18 protein-coding genes and 1 pseudogene are annotated in these 21,237 nt (G+C 63.6%); 5 read left to right on the forward strand and 14 right to left on the reverse strand.

Annotation, left to right across the window (positions count from 1 at the left end):
* Window positions 1-4 precede the first annotated feature (4 nt).
* The 5 genes from IVA95_RS20290 to IVA95_RS20310 form a co-directional block, all read right to left on the reverse strand.
* On the reverse strand, window positions 5-952 hold the full coding sequence (locus IVA95_RS20290) for a branched-chain amino acid ABC transporter permease (RefSeq protein ID WP_247512064.1): 948 nt from the start codon (window positions 950-952) through the stop codon (window positions 5-7).
* Window positions 949-1,866 (reverse strand): branched-chain amino acid ABC transporter permease, encoded by a 918-nt coding sequence (locus tag IVA95_RS20295; protein WP_247512065.1) that lies wholly within the window; start codon window positions 1,864-1,866, stop codon window positions 949-951. Before IVA95_RS20295 ends, IVA95_RS20290 begins: the two co-directional genes overlap by 4 nt.
* A gap of 260 nt (window positions 1,867-2,126) precedes the next feature.
* Window positions 2,127-3,302 (reverse strand): ABC transporter substrate-binding protein, encoded by a 1,176-nt coding sequence (locus tag IVA95_RS20300; protein ID WP_247512066.1) that lies wholly within the window; start codon window positions 3,300-3,302, stop codon window positions 2,127-2,129.
* A 330-nt stretch (window positions 3,303-3,632) separates the two neighbouring features.
* Window positions 3,633-4,520, reverse strand: coding sequence for a sigma-70 family RNA polymerase sigma factor (locus IVA95_RS20305; protein WP_247512067.1), 888 nt, complete (start codon window positions 4,518-4,520; stop codon window positions 3,633-3,635).
* A complete protein-coding gene (locus tag IVA95_RS20310; protein ID WP_247512068.1) occupies window positions 4,521-4,850 on the reverse strand; it encodes a hypothetical protein in 330 nt (109 codons plus the stop codon). It lies immediately after the preceding gene.
* A 196-nt stretch (window positions 4,851-5,046) separates the two neighbouring features.
* Here IVA95_RS20310 and IVA95_RS20315 point away from each other — a divergent pair, with 196 nt between their 5' ends.
* The gene (locus tag IVA95_RS20315; RefSeq protein ID WP_247512069.1) at window positions 5,047-6,321 is read left to right on the forward strand and encodes an NAD(P)/FAD-dependent oxidoreductase; all 1,275 of its coding nucleotides are present in this window, start codon (window positions 5,047-5,049) and stop codon (window positions 6,319-6,321) included.
* Between the two features lie 35 nt (window positions 6,322-6,356).
* Here IVA95_RS20315 and IVA95_RS20320 read toward each other — a convergent pair.
* From IVA95_RS20320 to IVA95_RS20335, 4 genes and pseudogenes are all read right to left on the reverse strand, one after another.
* Window positions 6,357-7,936: pseudogene (locus IVA95_RS20320) on the reverse strand (tannase/feruloyl esterase family alpha/beta hydrolase).
* A 339-nt stretch (window positions 7,937-8,275) separates the two neighbouring features.
* Window positions 8,276-9,490 (reverse strand): ABC transporter substrate-binding protein, encoded by a 1,215-nt coding sequence (locus IVA95_RS20325; RefSeq protein WP_247512070.1) that lies wholly within the window; start codon window positions 9,488-9,490, stop codon window positions 8,276-8,278.
* 78 nt (window positions 9,491-9,568) lie between these two features.
* Window positions 9,569-9,892: a 2Fe-2S iron-sulfur cluster-binding protein gene (locus tag IVA95_RS20330; protein WP_247512071.1), complete on the reverse strand. Its 324-nt coding sequence runs from the start codon at window positions 9,890-9,892 to the stop codon at window positions 9,569-9,571.
* Window positions 9,893-9,902: 10 nt separating this feature from the next.
* Window positions 9,903-11,138, reverse strand: a complete 1,236-nt coding sequence (locus IVA95_RS20335; protein WP_247512072.1) for a cytochrome P450 — start codon at window positions 11,136-11,138, stop codon at window positions 9,903-9,905.
* An 80-nt stretch (window positions 11,139-11,218) separates the two neighbouring features.
* Here IVA95_RS20335 and IVA95_RS20340 point away from each other — a divergent pair, with 80 nt between their 5' ends.
* On the forward strand, window positions 11,219-11,749 hold the full coding sequence (locus IVA95_RS20340; RefSeq protein WP_247512073.1) for a MarR family transcriptional regulator: 531 nt from the start codon (window positions 11,219-11,221) through the stop codon (window positions 11,747-11,749).
* 238 nt (window positions 11,750-11,987) lie between these two features.
* Here IVA95_RS20340 and IVA95_RS20345 read toward each other — a convergent pair whose 3' ends face one another.
* Window positions 11,988-13,175 carry an ABC transporter substrate-binding protein gene (locus IVA95_RS20345; RefSeq protein ID WP_247512141.1) on the reverse strand — a complete coding sequence of 396 codons (1,188 nt, stop codon included), beginning with the start codon at window positions 13,173-13,175 and terminating at the stop codon, window positions 11,988-11,990.
* 166 nt (window positions 13,176-13,341) lie between these two features.
* On the opposite strand from IVA95_RS20345, the gene IVA95_RS20350 reads away from it, so the two are divergent.
* Complete coding sequence (locus IVA95_RS20350; protein WP_247512074.1) at window positions 13,342-13,845, forward strand: MarR family winged helix-turn-helix transcriptional regulator; 504 nt, start codon at window positions 13,342-13,344, stop codon at window positions 13,843-13,845.
* A gap of 242 nt (window positions 13,846-14,087) precedes the next feature.
* Here IVA95_RS20350 and IVA95_RS20355 read toward each other — a convergent pair whose 3' ends face one another.
* Window positions 14,088-15,950, reverse strand: a complete 1,863-nt coding sequence (locus IVA95_RS20355; protein WP_247512075.1) for a feruloyl-CoA synthase — start codon at window positions 15,948-15,950, stop codon at window positions 14,088-14,090.
* Between the two features lie 218 nt (window positions 15,951-16,168).
* Here IVA95_RS20355 and IVA95_RS20360 point away from each other — a divergent pair, with 218 nt between their 5' ends.
* Both IVA95_RS20360 and atzF read left to right on the forward strand, forming a co-directional pair.
* On the forward strand, window positions 16,169-16,597 hold the full coding sequence (locus IVA95_RS20360) for a MarR family transcriptional regulator (protein ID WP_247512076.1): 429 nt from the start codon (window positions 16,169-16,171) through the stop codon (window positions 16,595-16,597).
* Between the two features lie 209 nt (window positions 16,598-16,806).
* Window positions 16,807-18,612: an allophanate hydrolase gene (gene atzF / locus IVA95_RS20365; protein ID WP_247512077.1), complete on the forward strand. Its 1,806-nt coding sequence runs from the start codon at window positions 16,807-16,809 to the stop codon at window positions 18,610-18,612.
* Window positions 18,613-18,705: 93 nt separating this feature from the next.
* Here the strand turns inward: atzF and IVA95_RS20370 are convergent, their stop codons facing one another.
* The 3 genes from IVA95_RS20370 to IVA95_RS20380 are packed head-to-tail and all read right to left on the reverse strand — an operon-like array spanning window position 18,706 to window position 21,235.
* Window positions 18,706-19,410 carry a GntR family transcriptional regulator gene (locus tag IVA95_RS20370; RefSeq protein WP_247512078.1) on the reverse strand — a complete coding sequence of 235 codons (705 nt, stop codon included), beginning with the start codon at window positions 19,408-19,410 and terminating at the stop codon, window positions 18,706-18,708.
* A complete protein-coding gene (hpxZ, locus tag IVA95_RS20375) occupies window positions 19,407-19,835 on the reverse strand; it encodes an oxalurate catabolism protein HpxZ (protein ID WP_247512079.1) in 429 nt (142 codons plus the stop codon). The genes IVA95_RS20370 and hpxZ overlap by 4 nt, the downstream gene beginning before the upstream one ends.
* Window positions 19,836-19,837: 2 nt before the next feature.
* Window positions 19,838-21,235, reverse strand: a complete 1,398-nt coding sequence (locus tag IVA95_RS20380; RefSeq protein ID WP_247512080.1) for an AtzE family amidohydrolase — start codon at window positions 21,233-21,235, stop codon at window positions 19,838-19,840.
* Window positions 21,236-21,237: the final 2 nt, after the last annotated feature.

Consider the following 21,237-nt stretch of genomic DNA (forward strand, 5'->3'; position numbering starts at 1 on the left):
AGAATCAGCCACGGCTCAACCTCCCGAGCAGGCCCATGATGCCGCCGCGCGCGAACAGCACGATCAGCAGCAACAGCGGGCCCATGATCAGCGCCCAATATTCGGTGAATTGCGACAGGACTTCTTCCAGCAGGAGGAACACGATGGTGCCCAGGACGGGACCGAACAGCGAGCCCATGCCGCCGAAAACCACCATCACCATGAGTTCGCCGGAGCGGGTCCAGTACATCCCGGCTGGGCTGATGAAATCGGTGTTGTTGGCGAGCAGCGCGCCGGCCAGGCCGCAGATCGTGCCCGAAATGACGAAGCAGACGAGTCTGTAACGATTGGCGTGGAAACCGATTGCCTGCATGCGCTGCTCGTTGGAGCGGACGCCCTGCACCACCATGCCGAATCGGGAATTGATGATACGCCAAATCAAATAGACGCCGCCGAACAGGCAGGCGAGGCAGAGGTAGTAGAACTGCACGCGGTTCGACAGGTCGATCAGGCCGCCGAAAGTGCTGCGCTTGTAGATGGTGAGGCCGTCGTCGCCGCCATAGCGAGAGAGACCCGAGGCGATGTAATAGGCCATCTGCGCGAAGGCGAGCGTGATCATGATGAAATAGACGCCGCGGGTGCGCAGTGAGAGCGCACCGATCACGAGCGCATAAAGCGCCGACAGCGCCAGCGCGACCGGCCACTGGATGAAGCCGGAGCCGATGCCTTCGTGGGCGAGGATGCCCACCGCATAACCGCCAATGCCGAGATAGGCGGCGTGGCCAAAGCTCATCATGCCGCCATAGCCCATGATGAGATTGAGGCTTGCGGCAGCCAGCGCGAAGATGACGATCCGGGTGAACAGCGTCAGGATGAAGATGTTGCCGGTCAGCGCCGAATAGACCGGTAGCAGCGTGAGGCCAAGCGCGACGAGCGCCACGATGACGTTGCGGGCGTTGATGTGAGATTTCATCGCTTGGCGGCCGGAAACAGCCCCTCCGGCCGCACCACCAGCACGATGGCCATCAGCAGATAGATCAGCATCGACGATAATGCGGGTGCCGCGGTGGAGGCGGCGGCGGAACTCAGCACGGTGCGCAGGAGATCGGGCAGGAAGGCGCGGCCGAGCGTATCGATCATGCCGACGAAGATCGCGGCCATGAAGGCGCCCCGGATCGAGCCGATGCCGCCGATCACGATGATAACGAAGGCAAGGATGAGGATGTTCTCGCCCATGCCGATCTGCACCGTGAGGATCGGCGCCTGCATCAGCCCGGCAAGGCCCGCGAGCGCCGCACCCAGCCCGAACACCAGCGTGAACAGCAGCTTGATGTTGATGCCGAGCGCGCCGATCATTTCACGGTTGGAGGCACCGGCGCGGATCAGCATGCCGATCCTGGTCCGCATCACCACGATATAAAGCAGGGCTGCGACTGCCAGCGCGACCACGATGATCGACAGCCGGTAGGCCGGATAGAACACGCCGGGGACGATCTGCACCGGCACGGTCAGCCAGGCCGGCAGCGGCAGCGACAGGCCGGCGGGGCCCCAGATCAGCCGCACAGCGTCGTTGAAGAACAGGATCAGCCCGAAGGTCGCCAGCACCTGATCGAGATGGTCGCGGCCGTAGAGATGCCGGAGCGCTACGAACTCAAGCAGAATGCCGAGCAGCAGCGTGGCGCCGAGCGCGAGCAGGATGCCGAACACGAAACTGCCGGTCCACGCCACGAAGGTGGCTGCGAAATAGGCGCCCATCATGTAGAGCGAGCCGTGCGCCAGGTTGACGAAGTCCATGATGCCGAACACCAGCGTCAGGCCGGCTGCCAGCAAAAACAGCAGCAGGCCGAACTGCAAACCGTTCAGCGATTGTTCAACGAGGACGAGCATGAATCCTTAAACTCTGGGCCTAAAGCGGGATGACTCGTCATCCCGCTCGATGTCTATGCTTTGAGCATGATCTTTTCGGAAAACCGGCTCCCACTTTGCACTAACGTGGCCCTCCGGGTCCGGATCATGCCCTAACAAAACAGCGGCAGCACATCTGCGCCGCCGCCATTTTTCTTGTTGGGCGGATGATCTGTCGTTAACCGCCCTCGGGTCAAGCCCGAGGGCGCGCTCCGGCGATCATGCACCGGCCATGCCAACAATCACTTCTTCATCGGACATTTGTCGTGGAAGCGATCCTGGTCGTTCTCGACGATGGTCGCCACCGTCTTCAGCGAGAGCTGTCCGTCGGCATCCTTGACCACGTCCTGCAGGTAGAAGTTCTGGATCGGAATGTGGTTGTTGCCGTATTTGAACGGGCCGCGCACGGACTTGAAGTTGGCCTTCTCCATCTCGGCCTTCATCTCGTCCTTCTTCGAGGTGTCGCCCTTCACCGCAACCACCGCACTGTTGATCAGGTTTGCGGCGTCATAGGACTGCGCGCCGTAGAAGGTCGGGCGCAGGCCGGTGTACTTCTTGCGGTAGTCTTCGACGAACTTCTTGTTCTCGGGGAACGGCAAATCGTTGACCCATTGCTGCGCGCCGGGCACGCCGATCGCGTTTTCCTTCTGCAGCGGCAGCGACAATTCGTCGATCGTGAACGCGGTATAGAGCGGGATCTGCCCCTTCAGTCCGGCCTGGGCGTATTGATTGAGGAACTGGACACCGGCCGCGCCCGGATAGAACACGAAGATCGACTCGGCCTTGGAGTTCTTCGCCTTGGTCAGTTCGGCGGAGAAGTCGAGCTGGCTTGGCCATACCGTATATTCCTCGCCGACGACCTGGCCCTTGAAGGTGCTCTTGACGCCGGCCAGCATGTCCTTGCCGGCGGCGTAGTTCGGGCCGATCAGGAACACCGACTTGACGCCCTTCTGGTTCATGTAGGTGCCGACCGCCTGCGGGGTCTGGTCGTTCTGCCAGGAGGTCGAGAACACGTAGGGCGAACAGAGCTCGCCGGCGAGCTGCGAGGGGCCGGCATTGGCCGTGATCAGGAAGGTTTTTGAATCGACCGCGGTCTTCAGCGAGGCCAGCAAGACATTTGACCAGATATAGCCGACGATGAAATCGACCTTGTCGGACTGGATCAGCTTTTCGGTCTTCTGCTTGCCGACATCGGGCTTCTGGCCGTCATCCTCATAGATCACCTCGACCGGTTTGCCGCCCATCTTGCGGCCGAGATGGTCGAGCGCCAGTTCGAACGAGTTGCGCATGTCATTGCCGATCACAGCGGTCGGGCCGCTGAAGGTCGAGACAAAGCCGATTTTGATGGTGTCGCCCGCGAGCGCGGGCTGCGCCAGCGCCAGAATTGTTGCGCCAGCCAGCCAGAATGCCTTTTTCATAATCACTCCCCTCCTGTTTATCACTCAAAACCCGGTCAACCGGGCGACCGGCAACGCTTCTCCGCGCGCCTCTTATCTGTGAGGTATTTTGTGCGCGAAATCGCCGGTCAGCGGCAAGCATGAACCCAAGGCTCCGGTTAGAACCTTCGGCGCATGCTTAAGCCACCTGCACCATAATTCGCGGATGGCGGGGATGGCAAGAAATATAATGCCGGTTGCCCCGGCAACAATTGTCGCGGTTTTGAGGGCCGGGGAGCCTGATGGGTCGACTGTTGCAGTTGGGCGGCGCGCCGTGACGAGCGTCATGACGCAACTTCCAGAAGCGCTCGTTCAGATCAGGTATTCAGCGCCATCAATGACGTAAGGCGCGTGGCGGAAATCCCTGATGGTCGCAACCTTGCCGGCCGCCCAGCCCAGCAGCACGAAATATTTCGGCTTGGCATCGCCTTCACTGGGATCGAACACCAGGATGGCGGGGCGCCCCTCCACCAGCCCCGGCACCAGATGCCAGTCGCTGACCTTGTCGTAGTTGCCGAAATAGCGGGACACTTCGGCTTTGCCACGCAAGTGGGTTCTGCTGACCAGGTCGAGCCTGACATCGTCCGAGATCATGGCGCGGATCGCATCAAAGTCGCGGGCATTAAAATGCGCGACATAAGCGCCGAGCCGCTCACGATCGGCGTCGGATAGTTTTTGTTGCGGCGCGTCGTCCGGCTCATCCGCAATCTCACGCAACTGCGCGCGGCCGCGATGCAGCGCAGCCTTGGCCGCGGGCAGGCTGCAATCCATCACCTCGCAGATTTCCTTCAGCGAGCAGCCGAGCACGTCCATCAGGATCACGCTCGCACGCTGTGGCACCGGCAACCGCATGAACGTGCGCAAGGAGGTCGCGGCGATCTGGCGGCTTGCCACGGCATCGAGCTGGTCAACGATCATGTCCACCTCCGCTGGTCCCCGGAACGCTTCTTGGCGGTTGCGCCGGCGCAGAAAATCCAACGCGGTGTTGTGCGCAATGCGGAACAGCCAGCCTTCGGGATTGCCGAGCGTGCCGGCGGAGGCATGCGCCTCCACCGCTTTGATCAGTGCGTCCTGCAGCACGTCTTCGCCGTCGATGACGGAGCCCACCATGCGCGCGCAATAGCGATGCAGCCTGGGCCGCATCGCCACCAGCAGGCGCTCGATGTCGAAGGCGGCGGACGTCTCGGGAACCACTGTCATTCAGACTCCGGCAAGCGCGTTCTCGGTCTCGCGCAACATGCGATAGTTGCCGACAATGGTCACGCCTTTCGGCAGCGGCGGTTCGGCGCAACGCTCGCGAATGCCGCTTTGGAACGCCTGAAACGCCGCCAGTTTCGGCAAGGCGCTGGATCCGTCATCGGCTTCAGTCTCGACGAAGTGGATGAACGTGTCGTCCTCCAGCCGCAGCGACAGATAGCGGAATCCTTCCGGTTGCGCCGCCTGCAATTCGGCAAACACCGCCGCCACCAATTCGGCGTTCCTGTCGCTCATTTCCGGCTTGGTTTTGTACCTGATTACGGTCCGTCTCATGGTTTCCTCCTGTTCTGCGGCCATCTCGACCCCAAGGACGTTTCGGAACAGGCAAAGGATGCGGTCCCGGAAAAAATCTTTTCGTCGTCCGCGATGCACTTTCGTTATCGGCCGATTAGCAAAGGCGTTTGGACCGCAGGCGAAAATGGCTACATAATCCAATGCGTTGAGACATCTGAAACCGGGGTCGCGTTCCATGACAACAGTGCCGAAAGAACCCCATCACGTCGTGATCGTCGGCGCCGGTTTTGGCGGTCTGGAGACCGCCTTTGGCCTCGCCGGTGCGCCGGTCAGGATCACGCTGATCGACCGCCGCAACCATCATCTGTTCCAGCCGCTGCTCTACCAGGTCGCGACCGCTTCGCTGGCGACGTCGGAAATTGCCTGGCCGATCCGCTATCTCCTGCGCGACCGCCCCGAAGTGACGACGCTGTTCGCCAACGCGAATGGCGTCGATACCGAGGGAAAGCGCGTGCTGCTCGAAGACGGCGATACGATTTCCTACGACACGCTGATCCTCGCCACCGGCGCCCGCCACGCCTATTTCGGCCACGATGAATGGGAGCCGTTCGCACCGGGCCTGAAGACGCTGGAGGATGCCACCACGTTGCGGCGGCGCATCCTCGTCGCCTTCGAGCGCGCCGAGCGCGAGAAGGATCCGGCGCGGCGCGCGGCGCTACTCACCTTCGTTATCGTCGGCGCCGGCCCGACCGGCGTCGAAATGGCTGGAACAATTGCCGACCTCGCCAGGGACACGCTGCCGCCGGACTTTCGCAACATCGATACCCACAAGACCCGCGTTGTCCTGATCGAGGCCGGCCCGCGCGTGCTCGCCGGCTTTCCCGAGGATCTCTCCGCCTATGCGCAGCGCGCGCTTGAGGAGCTCGGGGTTGAGGTGGTGCTAGGGCAGCCCGTCACCGAGTGCGCCATCGACGGCGTGGTCTATGGCGGCAACAGGCTGGAGGCCAGAACCATTGTGTGGGCGGCCGGCGTGCGCGCCTCGCGCGCGGCGGAATGGATGAAGGCGCCGGCCGATCGCGCCTATCGCTTGAAGGTCGAGCCTGACCTGACCGTGCCCGGCCATCCCGATGTCTTTGCCATTGGCGATACGGTGACGATCGCAGGCCCCGACGGCAATCCGGTGCCCGGCATCGCGCCGGCGGCCAAGCAACAGGGGCGCTACGTGGCGGCGCTGATCAAGGCACGCCTCTCCGGCAGCACGCTGCCGCCGTTCCGCTACAAGCATGCCGGTAGCCTGGCGCAGATCGGCAAGAAGAAGGCGGTGATCGATTTTGGCCGCATCAAACTGCGCGGCAACCTCGCCTGGTGGATCTGGGGCATCGCCCACATCTATTTCCTGATCGGCCTGCGCAACCGGCTCAGCGTTGCCTTGAGCTGGCTGTGGATCCACGCCCGCGACCAGCGCGCCGCGCGGCTGATCACGCAGGGTTCGAGCAAGGTCACGGGATAGGTTTCGCCTCGCAGGGATCGTGCGGGCGGAGCCCCTCACGGCGCACAGGCAAAACTGGCCGCGCTACTCGTCGGCCCCGATTTGTAATGCGGCCATGCCGGCCACTGGCAAAGCGGCAGCGAACGCGTCGTCTCGAACGCCGGCGCTTCGACCTTCTGCTCGATCACTTCGAGATCGCCAGGCGCCTTGCCGTTCTCGACCCAATCGACGAGCACGGCCAGCATGTCGACATTGGCGGGCGCGCCGGAGCCGACATGGTCGACACCGGGCGCCGTGTAGAGGCGGGCAAACTCCGCGGTCTTTTCCTTGCCCAATGTGCGCTGCACGTTCTCGAAGTAGCGTATCCCCGCGTAAGGGCTCTGGGCATAGTCGGCCATGTTCTCGAGAATCACGAGCTTGCCGCCGCGCGCGGCAAAGCGGCTCAAGTCGGGATTGTCGAGTCCATCAACCGCGATACCTGCAGCAGCCGCTCCTTGTGATCCTCGGGCCTGTAGGTCATGACGTCGAGCTTCGGATCGCGCGCGAACACATATTGAATGCCGCCCGCGCCGTAGATCCAGGCGATGCCGTTCGCAGGCACTGGCGGCTGCGCCGGCGCCGCTTTGCCGAGCCACCAGGCGACCCAGCCGCCGGTCGGACCGAAGGCAGGAATGTTTTCGCCGGAGACGCCCCAGCCCGGATAGTCGTCGAGGCCGTTCTCCAGCGGAAACGAAAACTTGTACGTCGAATGCAGCGTTTTGATTGCCGCAATCTGCGCCTCGCTCAGGCACTGATCGCCGCTTTGGCCCGCCGCGCAACGCAATGTGTCCGGCTGGAATTTCGCCTTGCAGCCAACCGGGTCCAGCACCAGGGAATCCTCGGCGCCGTCGGCCTTGTCGCAAGCAGCAAGCACCGCCTTGGCAACGAGTTCGACCTGCGCAGGGCGTATCCAGCCCTCGCCCATCGTTGCGAGCCCCGACCGCGTCCCGGCATGCTGCAATCCGACCCAGTTGATGACGGGCACGCGGGCAAAGATGCCGTCAAAATCGTCGGGATAGCGCTGCGCCATCGTGAGCCCCTCGCGGCCACCTTCCGACGATCCCATGAAATACAGCTTGGCCGGCGGGTTGCCGTAGGCACGCACCATCAGGGCAACCGCGGCGTCGCGCACGCGCTTGTAGGAACGATGGGCGAAATTCTCAAAGGCTTCGTCGTTGAGCGCAAACGTCTGCGGCGGCTCGCCCGGCTTGGTCTCGTGGCCGGAATCCGTGCCGTAGGTGACGAACCCGCGCGCCAGCGGCGACGGCGCGCCGAACGGATAAGCCGGCGGCAAGGCAAGGCCGGTGATCAGCACGCCGTTGAAGCCGCCGCCGCCATATTGCAGCGAGCGGCCGTTCCACTCCACGGGCAGATTGACCTGGAATTTGATCGGCGGCGCCTTGGGATCGGCCGGCGCGATCTGGCCGAGCACCTTGCAGAATTCCGGATTGGCCGGGGTGATGCGCGCTGCCGGTGTCGGTCCTCTTTCGGCGACGGCGAGCGGCGACGGCGCGACCATGGTCGCAGAATCGATCCGCACGGCATTGTCGGTCGGCCGGATAAGATCGCTGCAGGTCGCGGCGGGATCGCCGGTCATCTTCGCGGCCATCGCATTCGCGGCGAAGAACAAACTCGCAGCGGCCAGCGCAGCCAACTGAACCCACGCACGCATATCGAACTTGTGGCGTTGCATCGTTTCCTCCACTCTATCGTCCTGCAGCCGCGTTTTTCGGCCGGCCGTCAGGCCAACAATGGTTCGCGCCGTGCGGACGTCAATCGAAATAAGATTGCGCTGTGCCTGCCTCGCGTCTGACATCGGTTATGCGGAGACACCCTCACCCATAGCCGATGCTCCGCATCGGCGTCCTTCTGAAGAACGGCGGCCACAGGCCGCCTATGCCTCTCCCGCAAGCGGGAAAGGGCGCAGCAGTGCCTTTCACTTCACCAGCGAGCAGCCGCCGTCGGCAAGCGGGCGGAAGGCCTGGTCGGCCGGAATGGTCGAGATCAGCTTGTAGTAATCGTAGGGATATTTCGACTCTTCCGGCTTCTTCACCTCGAACAGGTACATCGGGTGGATGACGCGGCCGTCCTGGCGGATGGTGACATCGCCGAACAGCTTGTCCTTGCCCTTGAACTTCTTCATCTCGGGCACCGCATCCTTGGCGTGGTCGCTGCCGGTCGCGGCCACTGCGTTGAGATAGGCGAGCGTAGAGGCATAGACGCCGGCCTGATTGCCGCTCGGCATCTTGCCGTTCACGCCCGGCCGCGCCGCGAAGCGCTTTGCAAACGCGCGGGTGTTTTCATCCATGTCCCAGTAAAACGCCTCGAACAGTTGCAGGCCCTGACCTACCTTCAGACCCATGCCATGGACGTCGTTGATGAACAGCAGGAACGCCACCATCGTCTGTCCGCTTTGCTGAAGCCCGAACTCGGCCGCTTGCTTTACCGCATTGACGGTGTCGCCGCCGGCATTGGCGAGGCCGATGACCTTGGCCTTGGAATTCTGCGCCTGCAGCAGAAGCGAGGCAAAGTCCGGCGTGTTTAGCGGATGCTTGGCCGAGCCCAGCACCTTGCCGCCGTGCTTTTCGATGTAGTTGGTGGCCTCGGCCTCGATGCCCTGGCCGAGCGCAAAATTCACCGTGATGAAGTACCATTCCTTGCCGCCGCGCGCCATCATCGCCGCCGCGGTCGAGTTGCCGGTCGCCCAGGCGTCATTGACCCACTGGATTGTGTTGGGGGAGCAGGCCTTGCCGGTCAGGTCAGAGCTCGCGGTGGACGACGCCAGGAACGTCATGCGGGTATCGCGCAGCAATGAATTGATGGTGAGGCCGACAGCCGAATTCGGCACGTCGACCACGGCATCGACGCCGTCTACGTCGAGCCATTTGCGCACGATCGCCGAACCGACGTCGGCCTTGTTCTGGTGATCGGCATAGACGATCTCGACCTTGATACCCTTGCCGCCGCCATTGAAATCTTCCGCCGCCATGCGCGCGGCTTCCACCGAGCCCATGCCGTTGGTGTCCTGGAAGATACCGGAAATGTCGTTCAGCACGCCGATGCGCACGACGTTATCGGAAATTTCCGCGCGCGCCGCGCCCGACGCCACACAAGACAAGGCAAGCGCGAGACCTAACCTGAAACCCCTCATTGTTCTCTCCCTTTCGAATTGGCTCTTGAGCGTTCCCGGACTTCGCCGGGTTTGACTTCAGTTCAGGCGATTAGGCCGTCACAATTGCCGGTCCGGCAGATTGAGAACCAAACCATCGAGATCGGCAGCAAGCTTGATCTGGCAGGACAGACGGCTGTTGGTCCGCCGTTCGGCGGCGGCGCCGTCCAGCAGCGCGTCCTCGTCGTCGCCGATGCCCGGCAGGCGGGCGAGCCAGCCCTCTTCGACATAGACATGGCAGGTGGCGCACATCGCGTTGCCGCCGCATTCGGCCAGAATTCCACCGACATCGTGGCGCGTCGCAGCCTGCATCGCGCTTTCGTCATCGCGGGCGTCGACGCGCTGCGCCCGGCCGTCAGGGTGAACAAACGTGATGCTGGGCATGGGCGGTCCGTCAGGCCGGAGAAATCGTGATGGGGAGACTTTCGAGGCCGCGCAGCGTGTTGTTGTAGCGGCGCTTCACCGGGCCTGATATCTCGATACTTGCAACCTTGCGCGCGATCGCCGCCAGCATCACCTCGCCTTCGAGCCGGGCGAGAAGCTGGCCGACGCACATATGGATGCCCGAGCCAAAGCCGACATGGCCCGAGGTGCGGCGGGTCACGTCGTAGCTATCTGGATTTTCCCAACGCCGCGGATCGCGGTTGGCGGCGCCGAGGAACATCAGAACCTTCTCGCCCTCTCCGATGCGGTGACCGGCGAGCTCGACCTCCCGCGTCGTGGTACGAAAGAAGGTTTGCACCGGGCTTTCGAAGCGGATCGCTTCCTCGAATGCGTTGCGCGCCAGCGTCGGATCGCCGCGCAGCCGCGCAAGCTGATCGGGGAAGCGCGCCAGGCAATAGACGGCGGCGCCGATGCCGTTGACGGTGGTGTCGAGCCCGGCCGAAAGCAGCGAGCGCACCAACAGAGGGGCCTCTTCCGCCGTGATGTCGCCGGCGTCGGCGCGGGCGTGGATGCAGGCGCCGAAGCCGCCGGGCGCAAGATTTTCACGCTGGCATTGCGCGGCGACATAGGCCTGGTGCGGCGCGGAGCGCTCGATCGCCTCCTGGCGCAACTGGTTCGGTGGCCCGAACGCGTTGAAGACCAGGCTCGCATAGGGCAGCAGATTCTCCCGCCCTTCCTGCTTCAGGCCCATCGCATCGGGAAATACCGAGAGCGGATAGGCCTCCGCGAGGTCGGCAACCGCATCGAAACTTCCGCGCGCCAGCAATTCGTCGACCTTGGCCGCGGCCATCGCCGTGAAATGTTCACGGACCTGCTTCATCGCCGTCGGCGACAGCACTTGAGCGAGCACCGCGCGTGTCCTGGTATGCGCTGGCGGGTCCGCTTCAAGGATGATGCTTTGCGGTCGCCACGGCTTCTCCTTGGCGAAATCGCTCAAGCCAACGCCGCGGCTCGAACAGAAGGTCAGGGGATCGTTGAGGACGGCGTGCACCTCGGCATAGCGTGCGACGCCATAGACGCTCCACTTTTCGAGCCAGACCACCGGCCCGGCCTCGCGGAGGACATTGTGGATCCGGTGCGGATCCTCGAAAAACTCGGTCGAGAACGGGTCCACGTCCAGATGGGGCACGCCGGCCGGCGCACTCCGCTCCGGGGTTGCAGAATCGATCCGGGATGTCGCGCTCATGTGGGTCTCCTGCATAATGTTCTTGCAGAGCGGCGTGCGCTGTCTCTATGTCTGGACCGCTGGAGCAGCATCGGAAAAGCATGAGCAGGAACAGACAGGCGCGCGCGCCCCGTGCGGGCGCGGCAGGCAGGAGCGGACGGGCCGAACAGGTGCTCGACCTCGACCGTTACGTTCCGGCCCTCATCACCTTCATCGCCAACAAATTGTCGCGCAGTGCGACCGTGGTCTATCAGAAGCGCTTTGGGGTCAACGTCACGGAATGGCGGATCCTGTCGCTGCTCGCAATCGAGCCGGAAATTTCGGCGGCGCGGATCTGCCACGTGATCGGTTTCGACAAGGGACCCGTGAGCCGGACGCTGGCCGGCATGGAAGAACGCGGGCTGGTCAGCATCAGGGCCGACCGCGAGGACGGTCGCACCCACTCGATCTCGCTGACCCCGAAGGGCTATGCCACCCATGACCAGGTCATCGCGGTAGCGCTCGAACGCGAGCGTCGCCTGCTCTCCTGCCTGAGCAAGCCGGAGCGGGAGACCCTGATCGCGCTGCTGCTGCGGGTGCACGGCAATCTCGACGCCGTGAAAGGCGCGGGCGAAGTCGATACGCAGAGCTGAGCGGCGCCTATTAGCTACGCCGCGGCCACCCGACTGCGCACGCGACATCGCATGGCGTCGCGACCCGACACGCCCACACATCCGTTTCTCCCTGTGCGGCCCGGCAATCTCCGTGCTCTGCGATCGGCCGCTTTGTGAAAACACGCTCGCATAAACTGGTTGCCTTGGCAACATATACGACCAGCCTCGACGATCGATTTTCGCCCCGGCCGGTTCGTGCCGGCCGCCGCCGGTCAAGTCACCTTTTGACCAGTGGGCAGTTACCCTCGCTTTCGGGACGAAAAGCCTGATCGCCCGGGATCGTAGCGACAACCTTCAACAGATCCCATTTCGACGTGGATTCGTCAGGCTTCTTCACCTCGAGCAGAAACAGCGGATGAATCTTACGCCCGTCGGCGCGGATCGTTCCCTTGCCGAACAGCGGATCGTCGGTCGGCATCGCCTTCATCGCCGACACCACGGCCTTGCCGTCGGCGGCACCGCCGACCTTGTCGACGGCCTTCAGATAATGCAGCACCGAAGCATAGACGCCGGCCTGCATGTCGTTCGGATAATTCTTTTGCGGATGACGCTCGGCGAACCGCTTTGCAAAAGCGCGCGTGCCGTCGTTCAAATCCCAGTAGAATGGATTCATGATCTGCGCGCCCTGCGCCGCCTTCAGGCCGAGCGCGGGAATGCCATTCATGCCGAGGATCAGCCCGACCAGCCTTTGCTTCCGGGTCAGCCCGAACTCCGCCGCCTGCTTGATCGAGGTGATGGTGTCGTCGCCGGCATTGGCGACGCCGACGATGTCGGCGCCCGAGGCCTGCGCCTGCAGCAAGAAGGAAGCATAGTCGGCGGTGCCGAGCGGATGGCGCACGGCGCCGAGCACTTCGCCGCCGGAGGCCTTGACGCCTTCCATCGCCTGCTTCTCCAGGTCATGGCCGAAGGCGTAATCGGCGGTCAGGAAGAACCATTTCTTGCCGCCTTGGGCTACCACGGCTTTGCCGAGACCGCGGCCATAGGCATACGTATCGTAGGTCCAGTGCACGGTATTCGGCGTGCACTTCTCGCCGGTGAGAAGCGCGGTGCCGGCGCCCGAGCCGATGAAGACCTTGTTCTTCTGCTCGCTCATATTGGCGACGGCGAGCGCAATCGCCGAGTTCGGCAAGTCGAAGATGGCGTCGATGCTTTCGGTGTCGTACCAGCGCCGCGCGATGCCTACGCCGACGTCGGTCTTGTTCTGGTGATCGGCCGTGATCACGTCGACCACCTTGCCGGCGGCCTTGCCGCCATAATCCTCCACCGCCATTTGCGCGGCGATGACCGAGCCGATGCCTTGGTAGGTCGAGAACACGCCCGACTGGTCGTTGAGCACGCCGATCCGGACGCGGTCTTGGGCTTGGACTTGGGAAGCGCCGGCGAAGATTCCGCCGAGCGCGACCATGAGCATTCCTGTGCGACAAAACTCTCGCATGCGTTCCCTCCTGCATGGAAAAGGCGACCTTCGCGACCGCTTCGAAATTACTTATAACTTATAAGCATTTTGAGGATTGTCAATTCATGTGATGCCGTGCGAGCTATTCCCCATGGAACGAATCGGAAAAGTTTCGATGCGCAAGGGCAACGGAGCCGCCAGACCGGCCGTGCCGCACTTGGCGCGAAAACTCGATCTCACCGCGCTGCAGCAGACCCCGGGATTCATGATCCGGATCCTGCAGTTGGAGAACTTCGAGGCGTTCTATCCGTATTTCGAGTCCTTAAAACTTTCACCGCTCGAATACGCCATCCTGGTTACGGTGCGGGACAACAAGACGGTGACGCAGAGCGAACTCGCCGCCGTGTTGAAGATGCAGCTCCCAAACCTCGTGAAAATCCTGTCACGGATGGAGGAGACCGGCGTCTTGAAGCGGAAGCGATCCGCGCGGGACAAGCGCGCGGTCGAGCTCAGCCTCAGCGCGGCGGGCGAGAGGCGCGCCGACGAGGCCAGCCGGCTTGGCGAGAGCTTTAATGCGCAAACGCTTTCCGCGCTCAGCAAGACCGAGCAGACGGCTTTCTTGCAGATGCTGGTGCGGCTGGTCGAGGCGCACAAGCACGCGGCATCCCGACGCGCCTAGAGCATGATGATTTTTGGTTAGATCGATTTGGCCGCAGACGCGCTTCACCTCTCCCGCTTGCGGGGTCGAGACGAGCGAAGCTCGCTCTTAGGTCGGCGCGAAGCGCCGGGTGGGGGGCGCTCTCTCCACTCGGGCAGTGTCGCCCGCGGAGACACCCCCACCCCAGCCCTCCCCCGCAAGCGGGAGAGGGAGCGCACCTTCTTCGTGGTCGCAATCAAATCCAATTTCATCATGCTCTAGCGTCAGCCGGCGCAGCCGATCCATTCGGCCGAGGCGTCGTCGTCCAGCGTTGCCACTGCGCTCGCGCGCCGCGTCAGCACCGCACGGTGGTTGATATAGCCCTTGTCGGTGATCTCGCCGCCGTCGACGGACGCGGGTTCGGCCAAAAGCAGCGCGCGCGTTGCGTGACCGGACGAATTGCCAGCTTGCGCCTTCAGCCGCGCGAGCCCTTGGGCAATCTCACTTCGAACCTTGTCGTGGCCAATCACATCATTCACGTCGGCGCTGTCGGGCAAACCGGCGTGGGCACGGCAGGCCGCAATATTCGGAAACACGAGGAAGCGAACCTCGTCGCTGCCATGGCCGGTCACGACAATGTCCTGCGCCAGCGGCGCCAGCGCAGCGATGCCGGCGACGCGCAAGGTGCCGACGCTGACCCAGGTGCCCGAATTGAGCTTGAAGTCCTCGGCGACGCGGCCATCGAAGAACAGTCCGAGTTCGGGACGCGCCGGATCGGCAAAGGTCACGGCGTCGCCGATTAGGTAAAAGCCCTCCTCGTCGAACGCCTGCGCGGTCAATTCCGGCGCCTTCCAGTAACCGGGCGTGACATTCGGGCCGCGCACCCGCACCTCCAGCTTGTCGCCTGACGGCACCAGCTTCAGTTCGGTCCCGGGGATCGGCACGCCGATATTGCCGGAGCGCCTGGCCTGAAAGTGGCAATCGGTGGCGAGCGGCGAGGTTTCGGTCGAGCCCCAGGCCGACACCATCGGCAGCGCACGGCCAACCGTCTTGATCGAGAGTTCTTCCAGCGCGTCCCACAGATTCTGCGGCAGCGCTGCGCCGGCGTAGAAAGCGAACTTCACCTCGCTGAAAAACTTCTTCCGCAACTCGTCGTCGCCGCGCAGCGCCGCGATCAGCATGTCAAAGCCGCGCGGCACGTTGAAATAGACGGTTGGCATCACGCTGCGCAAATTTGCCAGCGAGGTCGCGAACAGCCCCGGTGCCGGCTTGCCGCCATCGACATAGAGCGTGCCACCGTTGCGCAACACTAGATTGAAATTGTGGTTGGCACCGAAGGTGTGGCTCCAGGGCAGCCAGTCGAGGATCACGAGATCCTCGCCGATATCTTCGAGGAACGTCCAGGTCTGCGCTTTGGCCTGCTGGCTCGAGGTCAGCATGCGCTGGGTATTGATCACGGCCTTTGGCGTGCCGGTCGAGCCCGAGGTGAACAGGAATTTTGCGATGGTGTCCGGCGTCACCGCGGCAAAGGCCTTTTCGACATCAGGCGTTTCCGGCGTTGCCGTGATGGCGCGGAAGGAGATCGCGTCGCCGTCGTCCGCACTGCCGCTGACGATGGTGGCCGAATGCAGCGGCGAGATCGCCGCCAACGCCGCGGCAAACGGTTTTGTGTTGGAAACGTAAATCGCGCCAGGTTCGAGCAGCTTGATCATGCTCTTGAGCTTGTCGAAGTCCTTGGACATCAGCGAATAGGCCGGCGAAATCGCGGCCGAGGGCACGCCGACATGCTGGGCCGCGAGCGCGAACAGCGCGTGCTCGACGCTGTTGTCGGATAGGATCACCAGCGGATGCTCGGCGCTTAGTCCCTGCGCGAGAATCCAGCTGGCGACCGAGCGCACCTGCTTCAAGGCACCCTTGTAAGTAACGGTCGACCACGGCGCATCCGCGCCCGCGCGATCGGCGAGAAAGATCCGGTCCGGCGCCTGCCGCGCCCAGTGCTCGAGCCAGTCGCCGATGCAGCGCGCACTCGGCCGCAGCGGCGTGGTCGATTTCAGGATGATGCTGCCATCGGTCCGGCGATCGGCAACGATCTCGGGTGTCGCGAAAAGATTTTGGGAATCGGCACCGCTTATGGCGGCGATGGTCATGGGCTTCCTCCTGCAGCCTCGAAAGGGCTGGCTTGAAGCTAATGTTGAGCACAACAATTGTTGTCGTCAACAACAATCTTCCCCTTAGCTGCGTGAAGCGCTAGAAGGGAACGATGGCGAGGAACAGTCAGGCACCCAGAATTGCCAACTCACGCGCTGGTATTCGGCCGCGCCCCGGCCGCGCGCGAAGTGAAAACGGCAACGCGCACAGCGATCTAATGAATGGCGAAATCGGCCTCGACGCGCTGGCGGGCCACGCCGGCTATGCGGTGCGGCGCTTTCAGATCTGGATTTTTCAGGATTTCATTCGCACGCTCGGCGCTGTCGATATCCGGCCCACGCAGTATTCCGTGATGACGATAATCGGCGCCAACCCGGGCCTGAGCCAGATGGCGGTGGCCAAGCGGCTCGGCATCGAACGCGCCCGGCTGGTGCATCTCCTGGACAGTCTTGAACAGCGCGATCTCGTCAGCCGCGTCAAATCCGCCACCGACCGGCGCTCCCACGCGCTGCACCTGACCGCGCGCGGCCGGACGGCGCTGGCGCAGTTCAAGCGGCTTGCCGCCGAACATGAGCGCCATGTGGCCGAAAAGATCGGCAAGGAGAACCGGGAGAAACTGCTGCAGATTCTCTCGGACTTCACCTGATCACGGCCGGCGCCGCGCCTTGGGCTTCTCCGCCCAAATTTTAGGCACGCGCTCGACTGCGCGGCCCTCGCACAGCACACGCCGTTGCACAGTAAGTGTCTGAAATTAGGTTTCTATCTTTGACACCTACCCTGACCGAGCCATTGTACACAATGGCACATCGCTTGCTTCAGTCGGGGTAACGTTTGCTCGCTGGAGTTTTGCCCGCCATGGGGTCCGACGCGCCTGAAACCATTGCCGCCATCGTCGCCGCGCACCGCGCCGGCGCGATCACCCCGGGGCAAACCGTCGCGCGCAGCTATCAGCGCATCCGCGACCATAATGATCCCGCCGTGTTCATCAGCCTGCGCGACGAGAAGGATGCGCTTAGCGAGGCCGAAGCGCTGGCCTCGAAAGATGCGGCATCGCTTCCGCTGCTCGGCGTGCCGGTGGCAGTGAAAGACAATATTGATGCGCGGGGCATGCCGACCACGGCCGCCTGCCCGGCCTTCTCGTATTCGCCCGCACAGGATTCCACGGCCGTCGCAAAACTGCGCGCGGCTGGCGCCATCGTCATCGGCAAGACCAATCTCGACCAGTTCGCGACCGGCCTGGTTGGCGTCCGCTCGCCTTACGGTATTCCCGTCAACCCGATCCGCGCTGATCTCGTTCCGGGCGGGTCGAGTTCAGGCTCGGCGGTTGCGGTTTCCGCCGGCTTGGTGCCGCTGGCGCTCGGCACCGACACCGCGGGCTCGGGCCGCGTGCCGGCGATGCTCAACAACATCGTAGGACTCAAGCCGAGCCTCGGACTGATCTCCAACGCCGGGCTCGTCCCGGCCTGCCGCACGCTGGACTGCATTTCGGTGTTCTCGCTCACCGTCGACGACGCGATGATGGCACTAGCCGCGATGGCGGGACCCGATGGCGCCGATCCGTTTTCGCGCGATCGGCCGCTCGGCCCGATGTCGGCATTTCCCGAAAAACTCCGGCTTGGCGTGCCGCGCAATGGCCAATTGATTTTCTTCGGCGACCGCGCCTCGGAAAAAGCCTATGGCGAGGCGCTCAAGCGCTGGACGCAGCTCGGCGCCACGCTGGTCGAATTCGACCTCGAACCTTTTTATGAAACCGCGCGGCTACTCTATGAGGGACCGTGGGTAGCCGAGCGTTACCTTGTCATCCGCGACCTCCTGGCATCCTCGCCGGATTCGATTCATCCGGTGACGCGCGAGATCACAGTGGCCGGCGCGCGGCTGACTGCGGCCGATACCTTCGCCTCGCTCTATCGCTTGCAGGCGCTGCGGCGCACGGCTGAGCAAACCTTCGCCAGTTTCGACGCGATGGTGCTACCGACGGCGCCGACCGCCTATTCGACGGCGCAGGTGCTGGCCAATCCGATCGAACTCAACAGCCGGCTCGGTACCTACACCAATTTTGTGAATTTGCTCGATCTCTGCGGGCTTGCGCTGCCGGCCGCGATGCGGCCCGACGGCATCCCGTTCGGTATCACGCTATTGGCGCCTGCGGGACGCGACGCGCAACTCGCCAGCATCGGTCGCATGTTTCATGCCGATACAAAACTGAAGATGGGAGCCAAGGGCGTGACCCAGCCAACGCTTGCTTTGCTACCGCCAGCGGCGGGCGGCGATGAAATCACCCTCGCCGTGGTCGGCGCGCATCTTTCCGGCATGGCGCTCAACGGCGAGCTGCAGGCGCTCGGCGCCCGCCTGCTCGAGGCGACCACGACAGCGCCGGACTACAGGCTCTACGCGCTCGATACCATGCCGCCGAAGCCCGGCATGCTGCGCGTGGAGGCTGGCGCGGGCCATTCGATCAAGCTGGAGCTATGGGCTTTGCCAGCGGCGTCGTTCGGCAAGTTCGTCGCCGCGATCCCGCCGCCGCTCGGCATCGGCACCATAAGGCTCGCGGACGGCAGAGGGGTAAAGGGTTTTCTCGTCGAGCCCGCAGCGATCAAAGACGCGCGAGATATTTCGGCCTACGGTGGCTGGCGTGCGTTCATGGAGAAGGCGACGGCTTGAGCCGTCATTGCGAGCGAAGCGAAGCAATCCACCCCTCCACGTATGCGGAACGATGGATTGCTTCGTCGCTTCGCTCCTCGCAATGACGAGCGTCTACACCGACACCGCGTAGATCTCGTACTCCCCGCGCACCAGCTCGATATGGGCGCGCATCGCCGCCGCAGCGCCCGCCTTGTCGCCGCGCATGATAGCGACTACCACACGGTCGTGTTCGGCGTGCGACTTTGCCAGCCGCCCGAGATTGCGGAACTGGGCGCGGCGGAACGGCTGCACGCGCACCCGTGTGGCCAGCGTCATCTCGGCGATGTAGCTGTTCTGCGAGCCGGCATAGATCGCGTTGTGAAAGCGCTCGTTGACCGCGTGAAAGCGTTCGGGATTGCCGGCATGGCTCAGCACCCGCAATTCCTCGTGGATCGCTTCCAGTTTCTGACGGTCCCCCGGCGGCATCCGCTCGGCGGCTAACCCCGCGCACAGCGCTTCCAATTCCGCCATCGCTTCGAACATTTCGGTCAAGCGGTCGAGCGAAGGCTGCGCCACCACGGCGCCACGGTGGGCGCGAGCCTCGACCAAGCCGCTCGCCACGAGCTGGCGCAACGCTTCACGTACCGGCGTGCGGGACACAGCAAAGCGCCGGGCGATATCGGTCTCATCGAGCGCTGAACCCGGCGGCAACACGCCGCGCACGATCTCATCGGCAAGCTGCAGCCGCAGTTCTTCCGCGCGCGTGACCTTGTCCCGCTGCGACGAAGGGCGATCGACGCGGCGAACCGTGGCTTCCGGCAGATCCTCCAGACTCATGCCTTTTGATCCGTTTGCTTGGAAGACGTTTGCTCAGAAGATTTGGGCTCGTCGATGATGCTGACATGGGCCGCGACGATCTTCCAACCTTCGGAAAACCGTATCCAGGTTTGCATCTGCCGCCCTACCTTTCCCGGCGCGCCGTCGCGATAGAACAGCGTCGAGGCAACGGCGGTGTCGCGGCCATACGTCGTGATCACGGTCCTGTCAGTCCGCCGCATCAGCCCGACCGGCGAGCGCGCGGCGCGGAACGCCATGATGGCGTCGTAGCCGTAGAGATTTTCGCCGATGCCATAGCGCAGCGTGCGGGGATCGTTGCGGAACAGTTCGTCGAGCACCGCGACATCGTTCGACACCAGCGCCTTTTCGTAGCGCTGGAATTGCGCGGTGACTTCGGCCACTACCTCGGGAAGATCGATCTCCATGGCTACAGTCCTCTCGGCGCAGGCGCTGCCGCAACACCCATCCGCTCCAGCGCATGCGCAACTCGCAGTGCGATGTCTTCCCGCCAGGGCGCGGCGATGATCTGCACGCCGATCGGCATCGGCTCCAGCGGCACCGGCACCGCCACCACCGGCAGGCCGATGAACGAAATCGGCTGGGTGTGGATGCCGATATTGGCGCGTACCGGCAGTTCGACGCCGTCGAGCACGAAGTTGACCTGCCCGAGCTTGGGCGCGATGCAGGGCGTCGCGGGCGCGATGATCACGTCCACCGATTGGAACAGCTCCAGCACTCTTGCCCGATACCAGCGGCGGAATTTTTGCGCGCGGTCGACCAGCGGCGCCGGAACCATGGCACCGGCGATCAGGCGGTCACGCACGGCGGGGTCGAAATCGTTCGGCCGCTTGCGCAGGCGATCGAGATGCAGCGATGCGCCCTCGGTCGTGGTGATCACGTAAGCCGCGGCGCGGGCGCGCGCGGCCTCGGGAATCTCGACTGTCTTGGTCGCGTTCAGCGCCTTGGCGATGCGCGCCACGGCCTCGACCGCTTCCGGAAAGACGTTCTTCTGAAAGTACCCGCCGGCCACCGCGACTCGCAAGCCGTCGACGCCTTGGGCCAGCAGCGGCGCAACCGGTTCGACCGGCCGTGTCGTGCAGGCGGCGTCATCGGCATCCAGTCCCTGCATCGCATCATAAGCCAGCGCGAGGTCGCCGACATTGCGAGCGAACGGCCCGAGATGATCGAGGCTTGCGACAAAGGGAAACGAGCGGGCGCGTGACAGCCGGCCATAGGTCGGCTTCAGCCCAAAGATTCCGCAGAACGACGACGGCACGCGGATCGATCCGTTGGTATCGGACCCCAGGGCGATCGGAACAAGAGCGCCGCCGACCGCACTGCCAGAACCACCCGACGAGCCGCCGGTCATCCGCGTCGGATCATGCGGATTGCGCGACGGGCCGTCATGCACGTTCTCGCCGGTAAAGTCATAGGCGTATTCGCCCATGTTGAGCGCGCCGACCAGCACGGCGCCGGCCGCTTCCATGCGCTCGATCAGCGTGGCGTCGCGCGGTGACGGGGCAAGATCGCGGTTGATCTTCGATCCGGCGCGGGTGGCGAGACCCTTCACGTCGAACAGGTTCTTTACCGCGAACGGCACGCCGGCAAGCGGTCCCACGCTCTGGCCGGCGGCGATGGCGGCATCAACTGCGCGGGCTTTTGCGCGCGCGCGATCCGCGGTGATGTCGGTAAACGAGTTCAGCACGGAATCATATTTGGCGATTCGCGCCAGTGCGGTTTCGGTCGCGTAGATTGCGGATAGCTTTCCGCCCGCGACGGCCTGCGCGATTTGTTGGGCCGATAGCCCGTCACTGTTCACGGTCATAA

Source organism: Bradyrhizobium sp. 157 (assembly GCF_023073815.1).
Lineage (GTDB): Bacteria > Pseudomonadota > Alphaproteobacteria > Rhizobiales > Xanthobacteraceae > Bradyrhizobium.

Bases quoted from the DNA above. Each gene is read 5' to 3' on its own strand.
- IVA95_RS20295 (WP_247512065.1), bottom strand. From the start codon at position 1,866: ATGCTCGTCCTCGTTGAACAATCGCTGAACGGTTTGCAGTTCGGCCTG.
- IVA95_RS20335 (WP_247512072.1), bottom strand. From the start codon at position 11,138: ATGAGCGCGACATCCCGGATCGATTCTGCAACCCCGGAGCGGAGTGCG.
- IVA95_RS20370 (WP_247512078.1), bottom strand. From the start codon at position 19,410: ATGAGTCTGGAGGATCTGCCGGAAGCCACGGTTCGCCGCGTCGATCGC.
- IVA95_RS20290 (WP_247512064.1), bottom strand. From the start codon at position 952: ATGAAATCTCACATCAACGCCCGCAACGTCATCGTGGCGCTCGTCGCG.
- IVA95_RS20380 (WP_247512080.1), bottom strand. From the start codon at position 21,235: ATGACCGTGAACAGTGACGGGCTATCGGCCCAACAAATCGCGCAGGCC.
- IVA95_RS20315 (WP_247512069.1), top strand. From the start codon at position 5,047: ATGACAACAGTGCCGAAAGAACCCCATCACGTCGTGATCGTCGGCGCC.
- atzF (WP_247512077.1), top strand. From the start codon at position 16,807: ATGGGGTCCGACGCGCCTGAAACCATTGCCGCCATCGTCGCCGCGCAC.
- hpxZ (WP_247512079.1), bottom strand. From the start codon at position 19,835: ATGGAGATCGATCTTCCCGAGGTAGTGGCCGAAGTCACCGCGCAATTC.
- IVA95_RS20325 (WP_247512070.1), bottom strand. From the start codon at position 9,490: ATGAGGGGTTTCAGGTTAGGTCTCGCGCTTGCCTTGTCTTGTGTGGCG.
- IVA95_RS20310 (WP_247512068.1), bottom strand. From the start codon at position 4,850: ATGAGACGGACCGTAATCAGGTACAAAACCAAGCCGGAAATGAGCGAC.
- IVA95_RS20300 (WP_247512066.1), bottom strand. From the start codon at position 3,302: ATGAAAAAGGCATTCTGGCTGGCTGGCGCAACAATTCTGGCGCTGGCG.
- IVA95_RS20340 (WP_247512073.1), top strand. From the start codon at position 11,219: ATGAGCAGGAACAGACAGGCGCGCGCGCCCCGTGCGGGCGCGGCAGGC.
- IVA95_RS20355 (WP_247512075.1), bottom strand. From the start codon at position 15,950: ATGACCATCGCCGCCATAAGCGGTGCCGATTCCCAAAATCTTTTCGCG.
- IVA95_RS20360 (WP_247512076.1), top strand. From the start codon at position 16,169: ATGAATGGCGAAATCGGCCTCGACGCGCTGGCGGGCCACGCCGGCTAT.
- IVA95_RS20330 (WP_247512071.1), bottom strand. From the start codon at position 9,892: ATGCCCAGCATCACGTTTGTTCACCCTGACGGCCGGGCGCAGCGCGTC.
- IVA95_RS20305 (WP_247512067.1), bottom strand. From the start codon at position 4,520: ATGACAGTGGTTCCCGAGACGTCCGCCGCCTTCGACATCGAGCGCCTG.
- IVA95_RS20350 (WP_247512074.1), top strand. From the start codon at position 13,342: ATGCGCAAGGGCAACGGAGCCGCCAGACCGGCCGTGCCGCACTTGGCG.
- IVA95_RS20345 (WP_247512141.1), bottom strand. From the start codon at position 13,175: ATGGTCGCGCTCGGCGGAATCTTCGCCGGCGCTTCCCAAGTCCAAGCC.